Annotated in this window: 15 protein-coding genes; 13 read left to right on the top strand and 2 right to left on the bottom strand. The window is 45.8% G+C overall.

The features are described from left to right. Positions 1-54: 54 nt before the first annotated feature. Positions 55-1,686 (bottom strand): acetolactate synthase large subunit, encoded by a 1,632-nt coding sequence (locus ACXADP_RS14400; protein ID WP_474971792.1) that lies wholly within the window; start codon positions 1,684-1,686, stop codon positions 55-57. Between the two features lie 249 nt (positions 1,687-1,935). On the opposite strand from ACXADP_RS14400, the gene ACXADP_RS14395 reads away from it, so the two are divergent. The 4 genes from ACXADP_RS14395 (at position 1,936) to ACXADP_RS14380 (ending at position 7,756) form a co-directional block, all read left to right on the top strand. Beyond that, positions 1,936-3,768, top strand: coding sequence for a PTS mannitol transporter subunit IIBC (locus tag ACXADP_RS14395; protein WP_474967968.1), 1,833 nt, complete (start codon positions 1,936-1,938; stop codon positions 3,766-3,768). A 265-nt stretch (positions 3,769-4,033) separates the two neighbouring features. Then, positions 4,034-6,154 (top strand): BglG family transcription antiterminator, encoded by a 2,121-nt coding sequence (locus ACXADP_RS14390; protein WP_474971791.1) that lies wholly within the window; start codon positions 4,034-4,036, stop codon positions 6,152-6,154. A 14-nt stretch (positions 6,155-6,168) separates the two neighbouring features. Further along, the gene (locus ACXADP_RS14385) at positions 6,169-6,606 is read left to right on the top strand and encodes a PTS mannitol transporter subunit IIA (protein ID WP_474967969.1); all 438 of its coding nucleotides are present in this window, start codon (positions 6,169-6,171) and stop codon (positions 6,604-6,606) included. Position 6,607: 1 nt separating this feature from the next. Further along, complete coding sequence (locus tag ACXADP_RS14380) at positions 6,608-7,756, top strand: mannitol-1-phosphate 5-dehydrogenase (protein WP_474971790.1); 1,149 nt, start codon at positions 6,608-6,610, stop codon at positions 7,754-7,756. A 42-nt stretch (positions 7,757-7,798) separates the two neighbouring features. On the opposite strand, the gene ACXADP_RS14375 is transcribed toward ACXADP_RS14380, so the two are convergent. Further along, entirely contained in the window at positions 7,799-8,542 is a 744-nt protein-coding gene (locus ACXADP_RS14375) for a hypothetical protein (protein ID WP_474971789.1), read from the bottom strand. Positions 8,543-8,744: 202 nt separating this feature from the next. On the opposite strand from ACXADP_RS14375, the gene ACXADP_RS14370 reads away from it, so the two are divergent. The 9 genes from ACXADP_RS14370 (at position 8,745) to ACXADP_RS14330 (ending at position 17,535) form a co-directional block, all read left to right on the top strand. Further along, positions 8,745-10,574, top strand: a complete 1,830-nt coding sequence (locus ACXADP_RS14370) for an IucA/IucC family protein (RefSeq protein ID WP_474971788.1) — start codon at positions 8,745-8,747, stop codon at positions 10,572-10,574. Further along, entirely contained in the window at positions 10,571-12,547 is a 1,977-nt protein-coding gene (locus tag ACXADP_RS14365; RefSeq protein WP_474971787.1) for an IucA/IucC family protein, read from the top strand. The genes ACXADP_RS14370 and ACXADP_RS14365 overlap by 4 nt, the downstream gene beginning before the upstream one ends. A 3-nt stretch (positions 12,548-12,550) precedes the next feature. Continuing rightward, the gene (locus ACXADP_RS14360; protein ID WP_474971786.1) at positions 12,551-13,720 is read left to right on the top strand and encodes a type III PLP-dependent enzyme; all 1,170 of its coding nucleotides are present in this window, start codon (positions 12,551-12,553) and stop codon (positions 13,718-13,720) included. Positions 13,721-14,038: 318 nt separating this feature from the next. Next, complete coding sequence (locus tag ACXADP_RS14355) at positions 14,039-14,227, top strand: hypothetical protein (RefSeq protein ID WP_474971785.1); 189 nt, start codon at positions 14,039-14,041, stop codon at positions 14,225-14,227. Between the two features lie 87 nt (positions 14,228-14,314). Further along, positions 14,315-14,587 carry a hypothetical protein gene (locus tag ACXADP_RS14350; protein WP_474971784.1) on the top strand — a complete coding sequence of 91 codons (273 nt, stop codon included), beginning with the start codon at positions 14,315-14,317 and terminating at the stop codon, positions 14,585-14,587. A gap of 271 nt (positions 14,588-14,858) precedes the next feature. Beyond that, entirely contained in the window at positions 14,859-15,404 is a 546-nt protein-coding gene (locus tag ACXADP_RS14345; protein WP_160890395.1) for a DinB family protein, read from the top strand. Between the two features lie 200 nt (positions 15,405-15,604). After that, the gene (locus tag ACXADP_RS14340) at positions 15,605-15,790 is read left to right on the top strand and encodes a hypothetical protein (protein WP_474967978.1); all 186 of its coding nucleotides are present in this window, start codon (positions 15,605-15,607) and stop codon (positions 15,788-15,790) included. Between the two features lie 175 nt (positions 15,791-15,965). After that, positions 15,966-16,145, top strand: coding sequence for a hypothetical protein (locus tag ACXADP_RS14335; RefSeq protein ID WP_474967979.1), 180 nt, complete (start codon positions 15,966-15,968; stop codon positions 16,143-16,145). A 316-nt stretch (positions 16,146-16,461) separates the two neighbouring features. Continuing rightward, the gene (locus ACXADP_RS14330) at positions 16,462-17,535 is read left to right on the top strand and encodes a peptidyl-alpha-hydroxyglycine alpha-amidating lyase family protein (protein ID WP_160842210.1); all 1,074 of its coding nucleotides are present in this window, start codon (positions 16,462-16,464) and stop codon (positions 17,533-17,535) included. Positions 17,536-17,545: the final 10 nt, after the last annotated feature.

The following is a 17,545-nucleotide window of genomic DNA, read 5'->3' as shown; positions in this document are numbered from 1 at the left end:
TCAGGCTCCGCTTATTTTTATTCATTCTTTGAAGCTGCTTTCCTGTCCAATCACTCAGTCGCATTGGATTTGGTTTAGTTTTTCCGTCAACTTCATATTTTCACCGTAATCGACAGGGCAGTCAATCAGTACAGGCCTGTTTAAAGAAATGGCATGTTGAAGGGTTTCTGTAAGAGCATCACCTTTCTCTACTGTTAGAGACTCAAAACCGAATGCTTCTGCCAGTTTGGAGAAATCCGGGTTTCCGAAACCGATATGGGAAGAGCGGTCGAATTTCTTCTTCTGATGCCATTCAATCAATCCGTAGCCTTCATCACGCCATAACAGAATGATGATAGGGAGCTGGAGTCTAACTGCCGTTTCCATTTCTGCTTCTGTCATCAAAAGAGAGCCATCCCCGCACACGGCCACTACTGTTTTGTTCGGGTGAGCCAGCTTCGCACCGACAGCACCGGGAACAGCTACCCCCATGGAAGCAAGTCCGTTGGAGATGAGACACGTGTTCGGAAGGGCGGCCGGATAGAGGCGGGACATCCACATTTTATGGGCGCCCACGTCGGAAATAACGATGTCCTCATCGTTCAAAGTCCGGCGCAGATCGGAGATGATTTTCTGCGGTTTCAAGGGATAGGAGTCATCATCTTTATGAGCGTTCATATCTTCAAGCATCTGACTGCGCACATGTTCGGCCCATGAAAGGTCCCGTTCCTGACTTGAGAGGGATGTATTCAGCTGAGCCAGGTTTTTACGGATGTCCCCAACGACATTCACCTTGACCGGATAGTGGGAATCGATTTCAGCCGTTGCCGTATCGATATGGAGGACGGGAGTACGGCCGGAAGGGTTCCAGCTTTCCGGAGGAGTCTCTGCCATATCAAAGCCGATCGTGATAATTAAATCAGCTTTGCTGAATCCGCACGTAATGTAATCAGTTCCGCTACCTGCTGCAAAGAGGTTGTGTTCATGCTTCCAAGAGAGTGCTCCTTTGCCCATAAAGGAATGGACAACAGGAATAGAGGCTTTTTCGGCCAACTCTTGGAGTTCTTCAGATGCTCCTGCCCTGGTCACTCCATTTCCGGCTAAGATGAGTGGAAACCGTGCTTCTTTTATGATTTCCGCTGCTTCCTGGATCACGGACGTTTCTGCTACCGGCAGAGTGGAGCGGCTGATTGACAGGGGAGCTCCCTCTACTTCGGTTTCGGCAATATCTTCGGGAAGATCGATGTGGGTCGCGCCCGGTTTTTCCTCCGCTGCCACTTTGTACGCTTTCCGTACGGCCTCCGGAATCATTTCACCTGTTTTGACCTGGGCATTCCATTTGGTCACAGGTTCATAAATATCGACAAGGTCATAGTACTGATGGGACTCTTTATGCTGACGATCAAGGCCCGCCTGACCGGTAATCGCAATCAGTGGGCAGCGGTCCATGTTTGCGTTGGCCACTCCTGTTAATAGATTGGCAGCACCTGGCCCGAGCGTGGCGAGGCAGACACCAGGTTTTCCAGTCAAACGTCCATACGTACTTGCCATAAAAGCGGAACTCGTTTCGTGTCTTGCTGTGACGAATTGAATGGATGAGTCTAAAACAGCATCCATCACATCAATATTTTCTTCCCCCGGGACGCCGAACATGTACTCGACGCCTTCCTTTTCCAAGCATTGAATCAGTAGTTGAGCTGCATTCATCGTCCTATTCCTCCTGTCCTTATTATCTTGTGTAAACGTTCCCTGTGAGCAGAAACTCAAACAAGAACTGGGATCACATTCCAGTTTTGATGAACGTGGAGGGCTGGTAAACCGCGCCATGACAGGTTTTTTAATCCTGTCATGACATCTGTGACAAACATGCGTTTAGATTGTCTTGAGATATGGGTTGTAACCGCTTTATCATAAGGTTACAGAAGAAACACACGAAAGAGACGAGGAGGAAACAAAATGAGTGAAAAGCAGCAAGCTGGTTTCCGTGCCCGGGTACAGAAGTTTGGCAGCTTTCTAAGTAGTATGATCATGCCGAACATCGGCGCATTTATTGCATGGGGACTTATTACCGCTTTATTTATACCAGATGGATGGTTTCCAAATGAAGATTTAGCCGAAATGGTCGGCCCGATGATTACGTATCTCCTTCCATTATTGATCGGTTTCACAGGTGGACGTCTTGTCCACGGTCTGCGCGGAGGAGTGGTCGGTGCGACAGCGACGATGGGGGTTATCGTCGGAGCAGACATTCCGATGTTCCTTGGTGCCATGGTGATTGGTCCATTCAGTGGCCTTGTCATCAAATATGTAGACAAACTGTTTGAAGGAAAAGTGAAATCCGGTTTTGAAATGTTGATCAACAACTTTACGGCCGGTATTGCCGCAGGTATTCTTGCTATCATTGGTTATTATGTGGTCGGTCCGGTAATGGCAGGACTGACAAATATTCTCGGAAGTGCGGTAGAGTTCCTGATTGGTGCCGGACTGCTTCCACTGGTCAACGTCTTTATTGAACCAGCGAAGATTTTGTTCCTGAACAACGCCATCAACCACGGCATCCTGAGTCCGATTGCAGTGGATCAAACGCAGGATCTTGGAAAATCGATTCTCTTCCTGCTTGAGTCCAACCCAGGACCTGGACTTGGTGTCTTGTTAGCCTTTACGATCTTTGGAAAAGGGGTTTCCCGCCAGACAGCACCTGGTGCTGCGATCATCCACTTCTTCGGTGGGATCCATGAAATCTACTTCCCGTACATTCTGTCCAAGCCGGCTCTGCTTCTAGCCGTTATTGCTGGTGGTGTATCAGGTACAGCAACCTTTGCCGCTCTTGGTGTCGGACTGACAGCTACACCGTCTCCGGGTAGTATCATCGCCATCGGGACGTTGACAGCACGTGGAGATCTGCTGGGAGTAATTGCAGGTGTATTGATTGCCGCTCTTGCTTCCTTCCTTGTCGCTTCCTTGATTCTGAAGCTGAGCAAGAAAGAGGAGGAAGACGATTTGAACCAGGCGACTGCGCAGATGGAACAGATGAAAGGGAAGAAGAGTTCTGTTTCCGGCCAGTTGACGAAGGACGAAGAAGCAAATGAAGCTTTTACAGAGGAAGCTCCTTCTGGAAATACAGAAGAAGTTCCATCTGTACGTGAAGGGGATATTGACCGGATCATCTTTGCCTGTGACGCCGGCATGGGATCCAGTGCAATGGGAGCTTCCCTTCTTAAGAACAAATTCAAAAAAGCAGGAATTAACATTGATGTGACAAACATGGCAATCAATGACCTGCCATCGGATGTGGATATTGTCATCACGCACAAAGATTTGACAGAACGCGCCATGCAGCGTGTTCCGGGAGCGCACCACATTTCCGTGGATAACTTCCTGAACAGCCCGCGCTATGATGAGCTTGTCAATGAACTGCAAAATGATGAGAAGCCTGAAGAATCCCAGGAAAAAGCGCAGCCTGCGCCATCTGGAAATACCGGAGAAGTCCCAGCCGTGGATGAAAAGGAAATTGACCGGATCATCTTCGCCTGTGACGCCGGTATGGGGTCCAGTGCAATGGGAGCTTCCCTTCTTAAGAACAAATTCAAAAAAGCAGGGATTAACATTGATGTGACAAACATGGCGATCAATGACCTGCCATCGGATGTGGATATCGTCATCACACACAAAGATTTGACGGAGCGTGCGATGCAGCGTGTACCAGGAGCCCACCACATTTCCGTGGACAACTTCCTGAACAGCCCGCGCTATGATGAATTGGTCAATGAATTGAAAGAAGACGAATAAGCACGAAAAAAAGGAAGCCCATGAGGCTTCCTTTTTTGTTTGGTCAAAATATATTATATCTCGTGCCTTTATGTGATAGACCATTTCCGTCCTACCGCAGGCATTCACCGATAAGCGGCAAGCGCCTGATCCAACTGTCGGAGTTTTGGGAGAATGTTTTCTTTTTTAATTTTGTCACAGCCATCGTGACGAGAGTGGGTTTACTTTCTGTTGAAAACCCTTACGAACCTGGCTAAGATGGAAATATAGCAAATAAACTAATTAAATGTTGTCAATGAGGGAGGTGAGGCAGATGTATGTGACAGCCCGCGAAAGAAAGATTTTAGAGCAGCTTTTTTCAGAGCAAGAGACCGTGACGATCAAACAGGTGGCTGAGGATCTCGGTATAAGCACCAGAACCGTCCATCGTGACTTAAAGGGAATTGAAAGTGTTCTTGAGGAGTACGGGCTCCGTTTATCCAAACAATCTGGAGGATTACTTATTCTTGAAGGCCCATTTGAAAACAGGCAGCAGTTTAAACGGGAACTGCATCAGCAGGAAACGGTCGACTATACGCCTGAAGAACGTCAGGTGCTCATTTTATCCAAACTGCTGGAATCAAGAGAGCCTGTAAAATTGTCCGCGCTGGCCACTGACCTTGGAGTGACGGTGGCAACCGCCAGTCATGATTTAGATAAAGTGGAAAGCTATTTAGCGGATTTTGAATTGACGCTCGTCCGCAGGCGGGGCTATGGAGTGGAAGTGAGCGGCCCTGAATCGGGTATCCGTAAAGCCATCAGTTCGCTGCTTATGAAGCATTTGAATGAACTGGATTTGTTTTCGCTCCTTCAGCAGAATATGCAGGCCGATAAAAAGCCGGTATCCTCTATATCCGGTCAGCTGCTGGATTTTGTGCAGCCGGACAAGCTGACTCGAATTGAAACCCATGTGGAACAATTGAGGAATAACCTGCATTACCCGCTGGCAGACAGCGCCTATATCGCTCTCGTTATCCACCTTGGTCTTGCGATCGAGCGGATTCAATACGGAGAAATGATTCATATGGAAGAAGAACAGTTGGATAAGCTTCGTCATTCCAAAGAGTTCGGATTTGCGAGGGAGCTGACACGGTTGCTGGCGGATGCGTTTCAACTGGACATTCCGGAAGCGGAGACAGGTTTCATTACGATGCACTTGATGGGAGCCAAAGCGCGTTACGACCGTCATTCTGTACTTGAGGAGTCAAGTATGAGCATTGCTGTACAAACGAAACAGCTGATTACAGAAGTTACAAATCGAACCGGCATCCATTTTCACGAGTCCGACCGCCTGCTGCATGACCTTGTAGCTCACTTGAAGCCGAGCTTATACAGGCTGAAGCACCAAATGGGGATTGAGAATACGTTTACCGAACAGATGGTGGAAGATTACCCGGAGCTTTTCGTCCATATCGAAGAAAGTCTTGCTGAAGTTTTTCCTGATCTTTTCTTTCCGAAAGAAGAAGTGGCCTTTGTTGTCATGCATTTCGCCTCCGCTCTCTTAAAGCTGGAAGGCAGAAGGGGACTGGATGTCCTTGTTGTCTGCTCAAGCGGAATCGGGACGGCTAAGATCCTCGCCGCTAAGCTTCAAAAGCGGTTCAATGAAATCGAATCCGTTGAGCATCGCTCGCTTTTTGAATTGAAGGATATGATGAAGGAAGATTATGACCTGATCGTTTCTACGATTGAGCTTCCGGATATAGACGATTATGTAAGGGTAAGTCCTGTTCTGCCGCAGAAGGATGTTCATAAGCTGGAGCACACCATCCGTCGTATCCAGGTGTTTCGTCATTTGAAAGAAGCGAAAAAGGATCCGAAACCCTCGGTGACCCGGGTGGACTTCCGACAGGTGAAACACAGGCTGAAAAGCTGGAGGAGCTTTGCCGATGTGATTGATCATCTGCTGAACAGGCTCCGCGTCCTGGAGGCAGATGGTTATGGTATGCCCCGTGTATTGACAGCGATGACGGAACGCCTGGCCGCAGACGGTTTCATTCCAAACGGTCCTGATGTTCTTGAAGCCTTGCTGGATCGGGAGCAGAAAGGCGGGCTCGCCATCCCCGGCACAGCTCTTGCATTGTACCATACACGCAGTGAGTCGGTGAAAGAGCCTTCCTTTACAATCCACTTCACTCATGAGCCGGTGAAGGCTGTCGATATGGGTGGGGAACCCGCTGACGTACACACCATTCTGCTTATGCTCGCACCGGCGGATATGAGCAGAGAGGGTCTCGAAACATTGAGTTACTTAAGTTCGCTGATTGTTGAGGAGGAAGAATGTGTGGCTGTTCTGGAATCCAGAGAGGAAGACACCATCGTCAATTACCTCAGCACAAAGCTTTATGAATATTTACAAACTAAACAATAAGAGGAGAATGAATCATGTCTAACAACATTTTGACAAAAGAAAACATTGAACTGAACCAAACACTGGCGACAAAGGAAGAAGCGATCCGTTATGTAGGCGGTATTTTAAATGGCCAGGGGTATGTAGAGGCGTCCTATATTGATGAAATGCTGAAACGTGAAGAGCTGACTTCCACTTACATGGGTAACTTTGTAGCGATCCCCCATGGTACGGAGGATGCGAAGAAAGTGGTACTTGAAACAGGCATCAGTGTGGTGACGGTACCAGAAGGGGTGGATTTCGGAGGCGGAAACATCGTGAAGCTGTTGATCGGTATTGCTGGTAAAGGCGATGAGCACCTTGAAATTCTTTCTCAAATTGCGATTGTATGTTCGGAAGAAGAAAACGTACAAAAGTTAATTGAAGCGGAAAGCAAGGAAGAAGTCATTCAAATGTTCAGCGAGGTGGAATAACATGAAGGCCGTTCATTTTGGAGCAGGAAACATCGGCAGAGGATTTATCGGAGCTCTGCTGGACCAGTCAGGATTTGAAACGATTTTCGTCGATGTCAATGAAACGCTGATCAATCAGTTGAATGAACGCCGGAGTTACACGGTGGAGCTTGCCGGATCAGCTGAATCCCTGGAAGTGCAACACGTTTCCGGTTTGAACAGTATCCAGCAGGAAGCGGCCGTTATTGAAGCGATTGCTGAAGCGGATCTGGTTACGACAGCGGTCGGCCCCCACATTCTCTCTGTCATCGCAGGCCTCTTAGCTAAAGGCTTGAAGCAGCGCAGCCAGAACAACGGTGGTCCCGTAAATGTGATCGCCTGTGAGAACATGATTGGTGGTAGTGAATCATTGAAAGCCTCGGTTCTGGAGCATTTAGAGGGGGATGAAGCGGACGCTGTTCTTGCAGAAACAGGTTTCCCGAACGCAGCGGTCGACCGTATCGTTCCTGATCAGGCCAACGAAGATCCGCTTGCCGTCAAAGTAGAACCCTACTATGAGTGGGTTGTGGAAACGCCGGCAATCAAAGGGGAGCGCCCGGCTGTCGAAGGCATTACGTATGTGAGTGATCTAACGCCGTATATTGAACGGAAATTGTTCACCGTTAACACAGGGCATGCGGTTCCTGCTTATCTCGGCTATTATTATGGTCATAAGACGATTATGGAAGCGATGAATGATCCAAAAGTGAAGGATGTTCTTCGTGGTACGCTCGCTGAAACAGGGGCCGTTCTCATAGAGAAGTACGGTTTTGACAAAGAAACACATCAAGCATATGCCGATAAAATCATCGAGCGCTTCGAAAACCCGGATCTATCTGATGAAGTGACCCGCGTCGGGCGTGCGCCGAAAAGGAAGCTTGGACCGAAAGACCGTTTGATTCGTCCAGCCTTTGAGTATGCTGAACGTATGAACGAAGAGCCGTCCCACCTGGCAGAAGTCATTGCTGCGGCCCTCTTGTATGATTATAAGGAGGATCCGGAAGCAGCTGAAATCCAGGAAGAATTGAAAAACGAAGGACTTCAAGCCACATTGGTCCGCGTTTCAGGTCTGGACGCCGGTCATCCGCTCGTCCAGCTCGTAGAAGAGAAATACAATCAAATGAAAGCATAAAACCAACCCCCGTCCAGTACGAAAGCCTGGCGGGGGTTTTCCTTATATCCGGTCCCTGCGCTCCTCATCAGTAATGAGCGGGCAGGTCGGACAACATTTGCTTTTATCCGCATCATGGAGCATATATTTCATGCAGCAGTGCCGGCGGACATAGGTTTGTTTTCCCTCTTCAGAGGTGTACCAGCGGAATTTGAAGTAGAGCGGATTGCGCTCATTTTCATGAAAAAGCTCGTTTGATGTGAACCATCGGAATACTTTTTCCAGCTGATCCGGATCCACCCCTTCTTTTTCAAGCGCACACATGCGTTGATGCAGGTTGTGGGAAACGATGGAACGCATATGGGCCGCCTTGCACTTGGAAACGTGGGCGGCTGTCTGGAACAACGGCTGCAGATGATGTACGATGAACGTACGAATCTGTGCTTTCACATACGCCTCGGATACATCTGCGACTTTATGGACGCAGTCTTCCGCAAGGATGTAATTCATGACGTTCTTTTCTTTCTGTTGAATCCCATAATGCTCCGGGTGTCCATCAAACAAAATGCCATGACGGACGATGGATTCAAACAGGCCCATCGTAAGAACCGAGTACATTTTTCCAAATAACAGCCCGGCAACAGACAGATTCGGGGCTTCAAGATTGTCCGCCTGAGCGGTCAACAGACGCTCAAGGTTTTCTTTATTTTCAATCAGGTCGGTGACGTTATGTGAGACATGTCCGGCATGCCGGCTCCCGATATAGATGCGATGGTTATTTTGAATATTTTGGAATGCAGTCTTCATAAATATGACTCCTACATGTGATTTTATAGTGATAATCATTATCAAGTATAAAATATTTTCTGTCTTTGGACAACAGGTAGAGCATAACCAGAGGGGGAAGTAGAGTATTCTAACGTTACAGGCAGTATGGGGAGATTATTCCCTATTGTTTGAGGGAATAGACCCCGGTACATAAAATGAACCCCGGCAAGAGGTGACAGAAATGAGAAAAATGCGTAAACTTCAACATCAAGAAAAAGCGTCGTTATCTGTGCTCCATCAGCTTCTTCAAGCCATCATACGTGAGCATGTTTTTGCTTATGAATGGAAGAATGGGGACAGAGAAATCCGCTTGAAAGCCAACAGAGGAATAATCCATGTGATCGTGGAAAAAACATACATGCTCGGCCAATTAGATATCAGCCGTGTCTTTCATATAGACGATAAGGGGGCGGAGTCTGCGGTCACAACGCCGGAACAGCTGCTGGATTTCCTGTATGCCCCTGATGAAAAAGGGTCCGTCCAGCGGTTTTATGATGAAATGGTCAACAGTGCTTCCAACTATGCCCTGGCCCTTGAGGCGGCATCTGTCAGGAAAGCGATAGCCGTTAAAGAAGCCCGCAGAAGGGGAGCGGAAACGATGCTTTCCTATGTGGAACATAAAAAACGGGCGGATGCTTCTTTCAGTCCACTCGTCTATTTTGAACAGTGGGTCATTCAGGGGCATACGATCCATCCCGGATCACGCACACGAATGGGTTTGAGTACGGAGGACATCCGCACGTTTGCGCCGGAATGGGCGGGGAAGCCAGGTGTCATTCCGGCAGCGGTACATAAAGACGTCGTGCGGCAGACGACGATGGGAGGGGAAACAGCTTCATCCATTTTATTCAAAGAATATCAAGGACTGGAGCATGCTTTTGAAGCGGCCTGCAGACAGAAGGAAGTCAACAGGGAGGACTATGAACTTCTTCCTGTCCATCCGTGGCAGTGGGAGCATACGATAGAACCGGACTATAAGGAAGAACTGGACAGCGGTCTGGTATTTCCGGTCCCAGCGTACACCCTGCCTATGACAGCCTTGATTTCTTTTCGCACCCTTGCTCCCGAAGGAAGCGTCACCCGTCATCATATAAAAACGGCTGTGAACGTACAAATGACGAGTGCAGTCAGGACCGTGTCCGCCGCTTCAACAAAGAACGGTCCTGCCTTATCCCGTCTTTTTGAAACCTTGTTAAGTCAGGACCGCGATTTGGCCGGACGGCTGTCTGCGATGAAGGAACCCGCCGGTCTATATTATGAACCCAAAGGTCTGTTATCTGCTGATGTCAGACATGAAAAGCAGAAGAATCTGGCAGCCATTCTTCGGGAAAATCCGGAACAGAATCTGAATGAAGACGAAGTCGCTGTCCCGGCGGCTGCTCTTGTGGCTGACTCCCCAATCAGCGGTATGTTAATTGCCCGGGAAATGATGGAGTCGATGGAACATTCAACGGCAGCGTCGTTTATCAAAGCCTATGCAGAGGCTGTCCTCCCTCCCATTCTGACGCTTTTGACGAAATATGGTATTGCAATGGAAGCGCATCTGCAGAATTGTGTGGTCGTCTTCTCAAAAGGACGGCCTGAGCGTATCATTTTGAGAGATTATGGCGGTATCCGGATAATGAGCGGGCGGCTCGAACGCTTCTTTGATCAACTGCCGATTGATCCGGCTACGAACCTGCTGACCGAGCAACCGGATGATCTCCTGCATGTCTTTTCTCATGCACTGCTTCATAATCACTTCGGCGAAATCATTACGGCTCTCGCAAGATCTCTTGGCTGTGGAGAGGATGAGATGTGGGAGGAAGTCCGAAGGGTTATTCATGATCAATATGAAGAGTTGAGGAAGCTTCCTTCCATTCAACAAGATGCGGAAGAAGACGAGAGGGCCTTATGTTCCGGCCCGTCTAAGATGAAAGCCCTCGTTCAAATGAGACTCACAGATCAATATACAGACTATCTTTATGTGGATGCTCCCAATCCACTGACAAAGGAGGTGACGAAGAAATGATTCCTACAGAACTTCACACGATGCCCCGACCGATTTTTGAAGAGGAGAAGTGTCTGGAGTTCCTGACCACATCGTATCCGGAACTCGTACCCTATTTCCATAAACATAGAAACAACGGGAGAAAGGGAATTCTGCATAAACTGGCCGATTCGATTCTTCGCGAGAACATTCAGGGGATGTATCAAACCGCCCGGAAGATTGAAGTGGAGCGTGGGACGCTGCTGGCAGATGGAGTCCCCGTCTCGGAAGAGCGTCTGTATAAGGGGCTGAAAAACCATCCTCTCGAAGAAGGCAGGGACTATTTGTTCATCTGCCGGGGTGACTATGGTGTCTTATTTCCGATCCGCCGGGTTTCGGCCTTCCAAATGATTGAAACAGCAGAGGGGATCCTGTTTGTCTCCAGCGAAGGCTGCCGGCGTGTGGAATCAGCGGCTGACCTTCTTCATCTATTATTTTCCGTGGAGGATTTTCCGAACCTCTTCCCATTTACACGGGAACTGAATAATGGAACGGCGAATTTAACAATGGCTCTTGCTTTTGATGAGGTATGGAAGGATGGAGTGAAGAAGGAAGCCTATAATCTTGGAGCGGATACACTTTTTTCTTATCTGGCCTTTAAAAAAAGAGGGTCCGGATTTTCACCAGGGTTGTTTTTCGAACAACTTGTCGTCGAGGGGCATCATTTACATCCGGGAGCTAAGACGAAACTCGGTCTTTCCTATCCGGATGTGCTCCGGTTTTCACCTGAATTTCATCAGCCGTTTATCATCCGGTTTGCAGCTGTGAAGCGGAGTGCGCTTGTTATGACAGAGACCGGTCTGGAGAAGTATTTTACGGATCAGACATCGGCTGCCCGCCGGGAGCTTTCAGATAAAGGGTATGACGCGGAGGAGTATGAGATGATCCCTGTCCATCCGTGGCAGATGGAAAACGCTCTACCTATTATTTATGAAGAGGAGATAAAAAGCGGGATGGTTGTTCTATTAGATCAGCCATACTTGGATGCAGAAGCTACCTCATCCTTTCGAACTGTGGCCCCGAAAGGGAATCAACCGGTCATAAAATTGGCGGTCAACAGTCAGATGACATCCACAATCCGGTCGATTTCGATGCAGACGGCTATGAATTCCACGGTTTTCTCCCGTCTGATCAAGGACATTTACGAAAAAGAATCAGATATGGAGAGCTTCGTTCCTCTGATGGAGCTTTCCGGTGCGGCCTTCCAATCGGACGACCGCCTTAAAAGCAGGAATTTAACAATGCTGCTGCGGGAAGACATCGACCATCATTTGGAGGATGGGGAATGGGCGGTGGCTGGAATGGCCCTCTATGCCGAATCTCCGATCAGCGGCCGGACCGTTTTGAGAGATATAATCGAAGAACTGAGCCGCTGTGAAAACCTTACGATAGCAGAAGCATCGGAAAGCTTTTTCAAGACCTATGTTGAGAAAGTTCTTCCTGGATATTTGAAACTGATGGTGAAATACGGCATCGCCCTGGAGGGGCATTTGCAGAACAGTATTCCCGTCTTTAAAAACGGCCGTCTTTCCCTTTTCTTCTTTCGTGACTGGGGCGGATCGCGTATTTATACAGACCGTCTCCGCAGTCGCGGTCATACCCCGGCGTTTGCCGCTGATTCTGTCAGTGTAACGAACAACTTGTCCGACATGCACCATAAGCTGTATTACACGGTCTTCCAAAATCACCTCGGGGAAATCATCCGCCAGCTGAGTGAGTGGACAAATGCCGGAGAGCCGTGGTTCTGGGACGTTGTGAAACAGCAGTGTGAACAGATATTGGACGATTTGGCAGTTGATGAAGCATCGGAGAAGGCTGTGAAGGAAGATCGTGATTTCCTCTATCAGCCTGTGGTCATGCACAAATCGTTGACAAAAATGCGTCTTACGAACAGTCAAGGGTATGGATACAATGAAGTGCCGAATCCGTTGGGGCGTCAGGTTGTGGAGGAATAAGGAATGGATATCGAGAAGATCATCAATGAAAAGCATCAAGGAAAAGATCCCATCTGTGCGTATGTTTATGACCTACAGCAGCTGAAAAGCCATGCGGAATCACTGAAGTCGAGCCTGCCGGATTTTTGTGACCTGTATTATGCTGTAAAAGCCAACCCGGACCCTCACATTTTAGCAGCGCTTACTCCTATCGTAGACGGTTTTGACACGGCATCAGAGGAGGAGATGAATAAAGCAGCGGGAGAACGGCCGCTGCTTTTCGGTGCTCCTGCTAAAAAAGACAGGGAAATCGCAGCCGCTGTAGAAAAAGAGGTGCGTTACATCAATGTAGAAAGCCTTCATGATCTATACCGGATCAATGAAGCGGCAGGAAAAGCTGGGAAAGTCATGCCTGTCCTGCTGCGTGTCAACCTTCGGAAGGATGTGCCGGAAAGTCATCATATGATGTCTGGAACACCCACCCAGTTCGGTATCGATGAATATCAGATGCCGGATATTCTGAAGGCTGCGGCCGGACTGGATCATGTTGATGTGAAAGGTTTCCATTTTCATGCTATGTCCAACAACCTCGATGCGGACAAGCACGTCGCTTTTACCGGTCTCTGCATCCAGAAAGCTAAGGACTGGGCCGGCACGTTCCACCTGGATCTGGAAACCGTCGATGTCGGGGGAGGCATCGGTATCAATTACTGGGACCCGGACACACCTTTTGACTGGATGACGTTCGTTGGAGGTATCCAAAAATTGGAAAAAGAAGTCGGGGACATGACAGTGATTTTGGAACTGGGACGCTATATGACAGCCGGATGTGGTTATTATGTAACAGAGGTTCTGGATGTGAAGGAAAACCATGAGCAGGCCTTTGCCCTTGTGCGCGGCGGCTCCCATCATCTACGTCTGCCGGCGGCGTGGAAAATGAGTCATCCGTTCCAGGTCATTCCTGTAGATAGGTGGGAGAAAAACTGGCCGCGTCCGGGTGTTTTAAATCAGGATGTAACAATTACTGGAGAACTATGTACGCCGAATGACGTCCTCGTCCGCGGGGAGCAGGTGGATAAGCTTCGTGCCGGAGACCTCGTTGTTTTTGAATATGCCGGAGCTTATGCCTGGACGATTTCACACCATGACTTTTTAAGTCATCCTAAACCTCAGATGATTTATTTGAATGAATAATGTAAGCCGTCCATAATAGGAGGCTTCAAGGCTGTCGAGAAAGCTTTCGATAGCTTTTTTAAGTTTGGATACTATTAAAGCTTGTTGATGATATCCGAAGAATGCGAATGAGCGTTCTATTATAATAACTTTAGATTTTCTACTTTCATGATGTAACCAGTGTATCTTGTTCCCTGATTTGGATATATACCTTGAAACTGAGTCTTCAAGAAACGGGCAGGTTACTTGAAGACTCAGCTTCGAGATAGTAGGTGGGAATGAATGATTTTTGAAACTTTAAAGTGGGCTGTTCGTTATTTATATTAGGGGGTTTTTAAGGTGAGTAATAAATATGTAAAATATTCAATCCTTGCTGGTTTGGTTACTTTTACTTTATGTTTAATCATTTTCTTTGCGATTGACTCTCCCTCCCCATATATTGCAGGACTTATTATAGGCTTTATGATATTTGAAATAAGCTTTCATCACTTATTCGGTAATGAAAAGAAGAAACGAGAGTTGATGTGACGAGTAATAAGCTGCTTTCTTACGGATAAGGGGGCGAGAACTGAAATTCAATTTCCTATCCGACGTATTGGGTAGAGGGAAATTATTATGGAAGGGGAAATAAAAGTGATTATTAAGGTGGTACTTCCAATTCTTCTTCTTTTGCAAGTCATATATTTACTGATGAAAATTAAAAACGGTAAAGAAAAGAAATATTACATGCCTGCCTTGTTTGTAAGTATTATTACAGCCTGGATTATTTATAAGACCCTTACTCTGAGTGGGTTTGCAGCTATTAACTCCACCATTTTTTCTGCTTTTGGGCTATTTCTCTTATTTGTTATTATAAAACATCCTCCATTTTTAAAAGAAAAGGAATAAAAAAATTAGCCAAAAATAAGTGAAGGTATGTATTTAACGTAATGTGCGATTTAATTAAAGATTTACTCGAAGATATCTCGAAACCAAGTCTTCCGCAATAGGGGGCGTTTATATAATAAAGAATCCCCACTAATAGAAGGAGCAAACCAATAATTGGTTTGCTCTTTTTGTATATCTGATTTTATTATAACATTTTTGTTTTTAAAATTTCAGGCTATATTTTTCAGAATAAATTGATAACCTTGTTATAGACTTATTAGGAGGTTTTTGGATGATTGACTATAGAATAAAGAGCGTTGAAAATTTTTCAGGAAAAATAGGGGAACTAGTGTCTATGTTAGAACACACAAGAGCAGTTACGTTACAAGAAGTTAAGGGTTTAAGCCAGGATGCCTTAGATTTTTTTGTGGATGAGAGTTCAAATACAATAGGGAGCCTTTTATTACATATAGCTTCTATCGAGTTTGTCCATCAAATAATTTCATTTGAAGAACGTGATATAAACAATGATGAACTACAAAAGTGGCAAGCTGCCTTAGAACTTGGACCAACAGCTAGAAAACAAATAAGAAAAAAGGATCTAGAGTATTATCTTAATGAGCTAGCTGGAGTTAGAGAACGGTCTCTATATAAATTAAGGGGTTATCCAGATGAGTGGTTATTTGAAGAAAAACAGTGGGACAACGGTACACTTTACAATAATTACTACCTTTGGTTCCATGTCTTAGAGGACGAAATTAATCATCGAGGACAAATTAGGTTATTAAAGAGATTAATTTCTGATAATAGAAATAATAATTCCCCCAATCTTAGATAATCTATAGGTAACAATTTTAAGCCAACATATCCATTGATATTATCTTGATATCGAGTCTTACGTTAACGGGGGCGATTCTCCAATAGAGGTTTTTGTCCTTTATTACATATGCACAAGGAATATCGGGGCATTTAGCTATTTAACTGACGGACCAGAAGAGTTTTAGAAGACACACAAGTTATTAAGAGGAGGTTTTTGATATGAAGAAGGTAAAGACCAAAAGTTTTTTTATAGTATCAGCCATTGCTTTTCTACTACTGACAGTCGCTGTTTTTTTGAACTATAACTCCCTCGAATACACCAAGAAAGCCTGTTTTGATAACAATAAAACTCCAAAGATTGAGCAAGATTTTCTAGCATTTAATTGGTCTGTTTCTTGTGAATGATTGATTTTTGCATGTTCCATTAACGGGGGCGTTTGCTCAATAGAGTGTTTACCCTAAAATATAAATTTAGTTGTATTTAGATTTATAACTAAAGGAGCAGTGGGGTTACTAAATTTTATCAATTAAATTTTTTTCTTTATGAATGAACTAGGGGAAACTAGAGAGGGTGGTTCTCTTGAATATTAAATTACGCAAAGCTATATTTTTTACTGGAGCAATTTTAATGGCAATTGGCATAGTATTGAACTTTGTTAAAGATGTACCAGTGTCTTTTTCCTACTCAACACTAATACTCATAGTTGGAGGGATTTTAGTGACTGGCGCAAGAGTTTATAAGTCAAGTGAGAATAAATAATTGGTTTTATTCATTATATATGTTCTATAGCTCATGGGTGAGTTTGTTAATTAATAACACAAAATATCTCGAAATCAAGTTTTGTAGAAACGGGGGCGATTGTTCAATTAGAACAATCGCTTCTTTTTGGTTAACGGGCAGATTAATAGAAGAATTGGAGTCGATATAATACCAAATCTTTTATGCTAAAACTATTAGATATTCCATACGTCTCTGGTCCTATACATTTTTATGTCCAGGGTCAGACGAAATATCATTCCAACCTATGTTACATTCTTATCAGCAATAAATCATGATTATATGGAGTTGAAAGATAATGAGAAAGAGTTTATACATTCTAATAGGAATTATCGTCCTGCTAGGAGCATTGATTGCATGGTTCAGCCGTGGAGGAAGTGATACAGTATATAAAGAAGCCCCTGTGTCAAAACAATCAGCCGCCTATGAACCGGAAGTTCTCTGGCCAAAGAGTGACGAAGATAAAAAGATTGCCGGGGAGGCGAGTGGCGTCGCAGTAAGCAGTAAAGGAGATATCTACTACTTACATCGCGGCAGTTCTGAATATGGCGGTGAAAGTCTAATCAAGGAACCAGCACTTATCGTCATAGATGGAGATACAAAAAAAGTTAAAGCCCGCTGGGGAAAGAATATATTTGCATCTCCTCATGGCCTCGAGATTGATCATGAAGACAATGTGTGGATTACGGATATCATCCAAAACAAAGTGTACAAGTTTACAGCAGACGGTCGTTTACAGGCTACATTTGGTGATGATTATCCATTTTATATGGAACCTGCTTTACGAATACGGAATGTGCTGCACAATTTTCCGACCGGAATCACGAAATATACGTTTGCGAGGCCGACGGATGTAACTGTCATGAATGATGGGTCTTTTGTTGTCAGCGATGGTTACCGTAATCGACGGATTGTAAAATTTGGTGCTAATGGACAATTCTTGTGGGAAAAGAATAACTTGGGGGACCGTCCTGGTGAATTTAATCTTCCCCATGGAATTTCTCACGATCAGAAAGGGAACTTATATGTAGCGGACAGAAACAATGCACGAATTCAGGTGTTTTCACAGGATGGTGAATTCCTGAATGAGTGGGGTCAGCAGGAGCTGGGACGCCCTTTCGGTGTAGAAGTTGGGGATAACGGTAACGTCTATGTAGCAGATGGCGGAAATGCTCTTTATCCAAAAGGTGGAATAGGTTCTCATCAAATATTGGTCGTGAATCAAAGCGGTAAGATTATCAATCGGTTTGGTAGTTGGGGTTCCAAGGATGGAGAATTGAAAATCCCTCATGATATCGCCGTGAATCAAGAGGGGGATATCTTTGTGGCAGAACTCGAGAATCATCGGTTGCAGATGTATAAGGAAAAATAGATAAACATGA

The sequence above is a fragment of the Halobacillus sp. AWH4_228 genome, assembly GCF_056158365.1.
This window is presented reverse-complemented; position numbering and strand designations above follow the sequence as displayed.

Coding starts and splice junctions, on each gene's coding strand:
- ACXADP_RS14400 (WP_474971792.1), bottom strand. CDS start 1,686: ATGAATGCAGCTCAACTACTGATTCAATGCTTGGAAAAGGAAGGCGTC.
- ACXADP_RS14395 (WP_474967968.1), top strand. CDS start 1,936: ATGAGTGAAAAGCAGCAAGCTGGTTTCCGTGCCCGGGTACAGAAGTTT.
- ACXADP_RS14390 (WP_474971791.1), top strand. CDS start 4,034: ATGTTGTCAATGAGGGAGGTGAGGCAGATGTATGTGACAGCCCGCGAA.
- ACXADP_RS14385 (WP_474967969.1), top strand. CDS start 6,169: ATGTCTAACAACATTTTGACAAAAGAAAACATTGAACTGAACCAAACA.
- ACXADP_RS14380 (WP_474971790.1), top strand. CDS start 6,608: ATGAAGGCCGTTCATTTTGGAGCAGGAAACATCGGCAGAGGATTTATC.
- ACXADP_RS14375 (WP_474971789.1), bottom strand. CDS start 8,542: ATGAAGACTGCATTCCAAAATATTCAAAATAACCATCGCATCTATATC.
- ACXADP_RS14370 (WP_474971788.1), top strand. CDS start 8,745: ATGAGAAAAATGCGTAAACTTCAACATCAAGAAAAAGCGTCGTTATCT.
- ACXADP_RS14365 (WP_474971787.1), top strand. CDS start 10,571: ATGATTCCTACAGAACTTCACACGATGCCCCGACCGATTTTTGAAGAG.
- ACXADP_RS14360 (WP_474971786.1), top strand. CDS start 12,551: ATGGATATCGAGAAGATCATCAATGAAAAGCATCAAGGAAAAGATCCC.
- ACXADP_RS14350 (WP_474971784.1), top strand. CDS start 14,315: ATGGAAGGGGAAATAAAAGTGATTATTAAGGTGGTACTTCCAATTCTT.
- ACXADP_RS14345 (WP_160890395.1), top strand. CDS start 14,859: ATGATTGACTATAGAATAAAGAGCGTTGAAAATTTTTCAGGAAAAATA.
- ACXADP_RS14340 (WP_474967978.1), top strand. CDS start 15,605: ATGAAGAAGGTAAAGACCAAAAGTTTTTTTATAGTATCAGCCATTGCT.
- ACXADP_RS14330 (WP_160842210.1), top strand. CDS start 16,462: ATGAGAAAGAGTTTATACATTCTAATAGGAATTATCGTCCTGCTAGGA.